The organism is Thermus amyloliquefaciens, from assembly GCF_000744885.1.
In the GTDB taxonomy this organism is placed as follows: Bacteria; Deinococcota; Deinococci; order Deinococcales; family Thermaceae; genus Thermus; species Thermus amyloliquefaciens.
Map to the genome: position 1 here is coordinate 22,538 of NZ_JQMV01000006.1, position 6,000 is coordinate 28,537.

The window sequence follows — 6,000 nt, forward strand, 5'->3', positions numbered from 1 at the left end:
CCTAAAACGCTCGTTAAGGCCCCCGGGAGCCAGGGGGGGCTCCTGATGTACCCCCCTTGGTTTCCAGGGGCCTCAGAAGGCCTCTCAGGGCGTCCAGGGTCAGGCCCGCCGCCCGGGCGAGATCCTCGAGGGCCAGGGCCAGGTCCAGGTTGGCCCGGTACAGGGCCAGACGGGCCTGGGAAACCCGCTCAGCAGCGGCCAGGACCTCGGCGGGGGTGGCGGCCCCCACCCGGGCCCTGGCCTGAAGGGCCTTTAGCTCCGCCTCCCGGGCCTCCACCCCGTCGGCGGCGGCGCGGGCCGCCTCCCGGGCAGAGAGCCAGCGGAAGAAGGCCCCCGCCACCCGCAGCCGCACCTCCCGGCGTTGGGCCTCGGCCTGCGCCTCGAGGGCCCGCAGGGCTGGACCCTTGTCCCGGAAGAGCTCCACCAGGTTCAGGGACAGGGAGAGGCGGTACGAGGGGGCCACCTGCCCGTACTCACCCGCCAGGGCGGCCCCCACCTCGGCGGACACCGCCCCAAGTATTCCGAGGGTCTGGCGGGCCGCCTCCAGGTCCGCCAGGGTCTTCAGGTAGACGGGATCCCGGGGCAGGGCCTCCTCCACCAGGCGGTCCAGGATGCGGGCCTCCTCCTGGGTCAGGCCGGGGGCCTGGGCCAGGGCAGGAAGAAGGGCGAAGAGCAGGATCCACCACCTCACCGGGCCACCACCGCCTTTCTCAGCCAGGGGGCCAGGACCACGAAGGCGGCAATGCCCAGCCCACCGGCCACATACAGGTCCATCTCCCCCCGGGCCAGACCGAGGTAGCGGGCGGCGATGGCCACGCCCCCCGCCACCAGGAGGATGGGAGCCAGGGCCACCCCGCGCTCCTCCCGCTGCGCCAGACCCTCTGCGTACCCCGTGCCCACATCCCGGTTGCGCACGATGTCCTCGGCGCTCACATACCGGACCAGCCGCTCCACCTCCCCCGGCACCCCGGCGGAGAGAGCCACCACCCGGGAGAGGTAGGCCTCCTTGTCCTCGGCCACCACGCCGTAGCGTTCCACGAGGGCCTCGGCCAGGGCCCGGGTTTCCCTGGGGGAAAGGGGAGGCAGGTCCACCCGGTCCAGACGCATCCAGAGGCGCTTGGTATTGGCCTTGCGCAAGGTTTCGGGGTGGACGGCCAGCACCAGGTTGGTCACCTCTGCCAAGGCCACCAGCCAGGGGATCATGCTCCCCTGGACCCCTGTGGCGTCGTCCACCACCACCGTGGCCCGGTTCACCCCCCTCTCGGCGTAGGTCCTAAGGGCCTTCACCAGGCTCTTGGCCTTCTCGTCGTTGGACGGGTAGCGCTTGCCCCAGGCCTTCAGGTCCGCCTCCGGGTCCTTGGAGATGCCCACCCCCTCCACGGGGATGCGGGCGTCCCAAAGGCTCCGGAAGAGGTCCTTCAGAAAGGCCCCGAAGGGTGAGAGCTTGTCCGCCCACAGGACGACAGACCACGCCTCGAGGGCCGGCCGCAGCTCCTGGAGGAGGGCCGTCTTCCCATAACCTGGCGGGCCCACCAGCACCACCCCCCTTCCCGCCCTCACGGAGAGGAGGACCGCCCTCCCCTCCTCCGTACGGCCCACGAACATACTTCCAGAGTAACAGACTTCCGAACTCTGTAACTCTGTAACTCTGTAACTCTGTAACTCTGTAAGTCTGTAAGTCTGTAAGTCTGTAAGTCTGGAACTCTGTAACTCCGGAAGTCTGTAAGTCTGAAACCAGCAGACCCCCAAAGTCTGCTGGTTCAAGAAACGAAGGTTGAGCCCAAAGACCTCCTCAGGCCTCCAGCGCCTTGGGCCGCCGACCCGGTGTGAGGAAATCCAACTCCTCAGACAACTCCAAGGCCTCCCTGGGCTCCGCTTCCTCCTTAGCGGAAGCCAGAAGCTTGCGCTGGAGGGTGGTGGAGTCCACATCCAGAAGCCCCGCCGCCTCGGAGACGGAAAGCCTCCCCTGATAGACCGCCCTTCGCACCCTCCGCAGGACTGAAGGGGGAAACCGACCGAGATCTCCCAGGGAAGAAGGGGCGGGGAGGCGGTAAGGCTCCGGGGAAAGCCCCAAGGCCTCGGCCAGCACCCTGGGGCTGACCAGCGACCACGCCTTGAGGGTGTCCTTGGAGATCAGGCGTTCGTTGAGGAGGCGGTACAGGATGAAGGTGTAACTGACCCCAAAATGATGGGCAAGCAAAAGGGCGTCCTCAGGGGAGAGCTTGCGCGGATCTCTGACCCGCTCTCTTACCTGCTCCCTGAGGGCCTTTCCTGGAACCAGGAAGTGGGCAGCCCAGGCATTGGCGAAAGTCTCCACCTCCTTCTCTTCGGGAAGAGGCTCTCTCCGGCAAAGGATGCCGGGGAGGCGGAAATGGTACAGGGCGTGGCTCAGCTCGTGGGCCAAGGTGAAGATCTGGCGGCCCGGGGTGCTATCCACATTGACCAGGACGCTGAACCCCAGTTGGGGGTGGCGGTAGAAGGCCCCCCAGATGGGGACGGGGGAACCCTCCCCTTCTGGGACCTGGTCTCTGCCCCAAGCCCCTCCTTCCCCCAAGGAAGCGTGATAAACCAAGATGCCCAGCTCGTCCAGCAACACCCGTAGATCGGGTATTACGTCCTGCCCTAGGGCAAGGCGCTCACGAACCTTCCTGGCCTCACTCGAGGCCCGCCGCACATCGGTAAGCCAGCCTCCGTGCAGCTCCTTTAAGGGGCCCTGTGGGACGGGAGAAAGAACCTCTCCTTCCTCCTCCAGGAACTCCGCATAGGCGTCCAGGAACTCCAGCCACCTTTGGATCTCGAAGCGGGCCTTGGCGGATAGGTTTACCCCCTCGGGAAGGAGCACGCTGAGGCCGTCCCGGTACTCGGCCTCCCCCCCCTCAAAAAGGCTTTCCTCCTTTAGACCATAAAGCCAGGCCAACCTCTGAAGGTGGAGGGCCGGTGGGAGCCTGTCCCCCCGTTCCCATTGGGCCAGGCTCTCCCGGGAAACGCCCAAGGCCTGGGCCACCTCGTCTTGGCTAAGGCCCAGCCGATCTCGCGCTTGGCGCAACTTGGCCGCTAAGTCCTTTGGGGCAATAGAGAGCATGGCCGACACCTCCTTGGAGATAGGGTTACCTCACGGCAAGCAAATGTCAACTTGTGTTTTATTAAAATCGGCCATTTTTGCCTTTTTCATGCGTTAAATGATAATGAAATTACCGGTACTAACGAGAACGGCGTTGACTTTTCACCCCGGAGTCCGCACAATCGACTTGATGCTGACCGGAGATCCGCAACCCCCCGGCCAAGCCCTTGGGAGCTGGCAGGCTGTAGCGGACAACAACATTTTCGCCCTGTTCGTAGACTCTGGGAACGCAACCCTCCTTCATGAGATTGCCGGGACCGTGGTGGGCCCGCCTTCCATCATCAACCCCGACCCCCTAGACAGGTTGGGCGAATTCAACCGACTTGTTCCAGAAATCCCCCGACGAGCAGCCTACCTGCAACAGCACGGCACCCTTTGGGCAAGCGTGACGCTCACGCCCCAAGAACTCCACCTAGTTGCGCAGCTGGCTACCCAGTGCCGGCGCCTCAAGAACCGAAGAGGTGACCTCGAGGCCCTAGCCCTTGCCATAAGCCGGAAGTACCTCCTCCTGACCGACGACGGCGCCCTGCGAAGGGAAGCCACTGCCCGCGGGCTGCAGGTAAAAGGGAGCTGCGGACTGTTGGAGGTAGCCGTGGCCAAGGGCCTTTTGACCTGCCAAGAGGCGGCGCATATCTACAACAAGGTTTTTAAGAGAAAGCTGGGGTTATACACCGATCTGGCCTTTATTTGCCCCCCGGGGACTTGCCAGAAGGAACCTTAGGCCCGCTTGCCCTTTGTGCGTCCTTTGGGTAGAATGCCTCCCGTGGACAAACCCCTCTTCCTCACCCCCGAGGAGCTGGCAGGAGCTCTCCGGGTGAGCCCTGAAACGGTGCGCAGGTGGCTCCGCACCGGGGAGGTAAAGGGGCACCGGGTCGGAAGGCTGTGGCGGGTGCCCTGGGAGGAGGGCGTCCGGCTTCTCGGCGGCGAGGAGCGCCTGGAAGAGGCCCTGAGGGAGGTCCAGAGGTGAGGGTGGTGGCGGTGGTGAACGGCAAGGGCGGGGTGGGCAAGACCACCACCGCGGTGAACCTGGCCGCCATCCTGGCGGAGAAGGCTCCCGTGCTCCTGGTGGACGCCGACCCCCAGGGATCCGCCTCCTGGTGGGCGGGCCGGGGAGAGATGCCCTTTGACCTGGCCCAGGAGACCGACCCCACCCTTCTGGCCCGCCTCCGTCAGGTGCGAGGCTACGGCCTGGTGGTGGTGGACACGCCCCCCGCCCTGCGCTCGGAGGCCCTCCAGGCGGTCCTAAAGGCCGCGGACTTTGCCCTCCTGCCCACCCCCCCGGCCCCCTTGGACCTCGAGGCCCTGGTGGAAACAGTGCGCCGGGCGGTGCGCCCCCTGGGAGTGGCCCACCGGGTCCTCCTCACCCGCGTGGATCCCCGGAGCCTGGGGGAGGCCCTGGAAGCCCAGACCGCCCTCATGGAGGCCGGGGTGCCCGCCTTCCACGCCTTCGTGCGGGCCTACAAGGCCCACGAGCGGGCCGCCCTGGAGGGAAAGCCCATCACCCGCTGGCGGGGCCGAACGCCCGGGAGGGAGAGGCGGACTACCGGAGGGTAGCGGAGGAACTCCTAAGGGAGCTAGGGGAGGGGGTCCTGACCCCAGTGGAGGTAGGGGCATGAGGCGGAAGCGGCTGGCCGAGCTGGTGCGGGAGGAGGCGGGGGCGCTGGAAGCCGCGCCCCAAGAGCCCCCCGAAGAGCTGTGGGAGGCAAAGCCAGCCCCCGCGGAAGCCCCCAAGGAGCGCCCCACCCCCAAGTACCTGACCTATGTCCGCAAGGAGTGCCGCTTGCGCCCCGACCAGCTAGACGCTCTCACCGCCCTGGCCAGGAAGCTGAACCGGGAGCGCAAAGGTGGGGAGAGAATTACGGAGAACACGCTGATAAGATGGGCAGTGGATCTCCTTTTGGAAAAACTCCGCTCAGAGAAAACCTAAAGGTCACCCCAGGACGTCTGGCAAGGCCTTGGCCGCCTCCTCCAGGCGCTTCCTGGAAACGTGCACATAAATCTGGGTGGTGCTAATGGAGGAATGGCCTAAGAGCTCCTTCACCTCGTCTATGCCCCGGCCCGCCTCCACCAGGGCGGAGGCGTAGGAGTGGCGGAGCTTGTGGGGGTGATGCGGTGCCAGTCCGTGAGGCCCGCCCGCCGGGCCACCCGCTTCACCATGGCCTCCACCGCCCGGGCTGAGAAGGGTTTCCCCCGGTTGGGGCCGGAGGTGTGGCTCCAGATGTAGGGGCTCGTGGGGTGTCCCTCCAGGTTCCGGTGCCGCAGCCACTGGTAGAGGGCCCGCTGGGCGGTAGGGGAAAGCACCACCACCCGCTCCTTGTCCCCTTTCCCCGGACCCGGATGGCGTGGGGGATACCATCCTGATAGGTGAGGTCGGAGTAGGTGAGGCTCAGGGCCTCGGAGAGGCGGAGGCCGGTGCCGTAGAGGAAGGCCAGGAGGGCCCAGTCCCTGAGGCCGATGCGTGGGGAGCGGTGCTTGTAGCGGCCTCCAGGAGCCTGGCCACCTCGGGGGGGGGTGAGGTAGACGGGGGAGGCGCCGAGGAAGCTTGGGGCGCTTCACCCCCTCGGTGGGGTCCTTGAGAATGGGCAGCGCCTCCACCTCGGCCAGGTAACGGAAGAACTTTCGCAGGCTGGCGAGGATCCGGCCGCCCTGTGGGGGCTCACCTCGCGGGAGGCCAGGAAGGCGCGGAGGTGCTGGCTCCCGATCTCCTCCCACCTGGGGGGCCTGCCGTAGCGCTCCCGGTACCAGGCGGAAAAGAGCCCCACGTCCAGGAGGTACTCCTTGGCGGTGCGGGGGGAGCGGCCTTCCTCCATCTCCAGGTACCTGCGGAAGCGGTGGAGGAGCTCGGCGTGGGGGTCTTGGGCGGCTACCATCTTCAGACC

At 66.5% G+C, this 6,000-nt stretch carries 10 protein-coding genes and 1 pseudogene; 4 read left to right on the forward strand and 7 right to left on the reverse strand.

The window, feature by feature from the left end; translation table 11 throughout:
* Positions 1 to 13: 13 nt before the first annotated feature.
* The 3 genes from BS74_RS11425 to BS74_RS11435 all read right to left on the reverse strand — a co-directional run bounded on the left by BS74_RS11425 (position 14) and on the right by BS74_RS11435 (position 3,082).
* A complete protein-coding gene (locus tag BS74_RS11425) occupies positions 14 to 691 on the reverse strand; it encodes a TolC family protein (RefSeq protein ID WP_038059362.1) in 678 nt (225 codons plus the stop codon).
* On the reverse strand, positions 688 to 1,605 hold the full coding sequence (locus BS74_RS11430) for an ATP-binding protein (RefSeq protein WP_038059364.1): 918 nt from the start codon (positions 1,603 to 1,605) through the stop codon (positions 688 to 690). The genes BS74_RS11425 and BS74_RS11430 overlap by 4 nt, the downstream gene beginning before the upstream one ends.
* 187 nt (positions 1,606 to 1,792) lie before the next feature.
* Positions 1,793 to 3,082, reverse strand: coding sequence for an XRE family transcriptional regulator (locus BS74_RS11435; protein ID WP_038059368.1), 1,290 nt, complete (start codon positions 3,080 to 3,082; stop codon positions 1,793 to 1,795).
* A 169-nt stretch (positions 3,083 to 3,251) separates the two neighbouring features.
* Between BS74_RS11435 and BS74_RS11440 the strand changes: the two genes are divergently transcribed.
* From BS74_RS11440 to BS74_RS11455, 4 genes are read left to right on the forward strand one after another with little or no spacing between them, the layout of a single operon-like run.
* Complete coding sequence (locus BS74_RS11440) at positions 3,252 to 3,842, forward strand: PIN domain-containing protein (protein ID WP_185747763.1); 591 nt, start codon at positions 3,252 to 3,254, stop codon at positions 3,840 to 3,842.
* A gap of 33 nt (positions 3,843 to 3,875) precedes the next feature.
* Entirely contained in the window at positions 3,876 to 4,088 is a 213-nt protein-coding gene (locus BS74_RS11445) for a helix-turn-helix domain-containing protein (protein WP_038059335.1), read from the forward strand.
* Entirely contained in the window at positions 4,085 to 4,675 is a 591-nt protein-coding gene (locus tag BS74_RS11450) for a ParA family protein (RefSeq protein WP_245606167.1), read from the forward strand. The genes BS74_RS11445 and BS74_RS11450 overlap by 4 nt, the downstream gene beginning before the upstream one ends.
* A gap of 58 nt (positions 4,676 to 4,733) precedes the next feature.
* Complete coding sequence (locus BS74_RS11455) at positions 4,734 to 5,048, forward strand: hypothetical protein (protein WP_038059339.1); 315 nt, start codon at positions 4,734 to 4,736, stop codon at positions 5,046 to 5,048.
* A 3-nt stretch (positions 5,049 to 5,051) separates the two neighbouring features.
* Here BS74_RS11455 and BS74_RS12855 read toward each other — a convergent pair whose 3' ends face one another.
* The 4 genes and pseudogenes from BS74_RS12855 to BS74_RS12870 form a co-directional block, all read right to left on the reverse strand.
* Positions 5,052 to 5,189 carry a tyrosine-type recombinase/integrase gene (locus BS74_RS12855; protein ID WP_245606168.1) on the reverse strand — a complete coding sequence of 46 codons (138 nt, stop codon included), beginning with the start codon at positions 5,187 to 5,189 and terminating at the stop codon, positions 5,052 to 5,054.
* Positions 5,168 to 5,425: a hypothetical protein gene (locus BS74_RS12860; RefSeq protein WP_245606169.1), complete on the reverse strand. Its 258-nt coding sequence runs from the start codon at positions 5,423 to 5,425 to the stop codon at positions 5,168 to 5,170. Before BS74_RS12860 ends, BS74_RS12855 begins: the two co-directional genes overlap by 22 nt.
* A 71-nt stretch (positions 5,426 to 5,496) precedes the next feature.
* Positions 5,497 to 5,577, reverse strand: a pseudogene (locus BS74_RS12865) (hypothetical protein); the annotation flags it as partial.
* A 96-nt stretch (positions 5,578 to 5,673) separates the two neighbouring features.
* On the reverse strand, positions 5,674 to 6,000 hold a 327-nt coding region (locus BS74_RS12870), incomplete at its 5' end, for a site-specific integrase (RefSeq protein WP_245606170.1).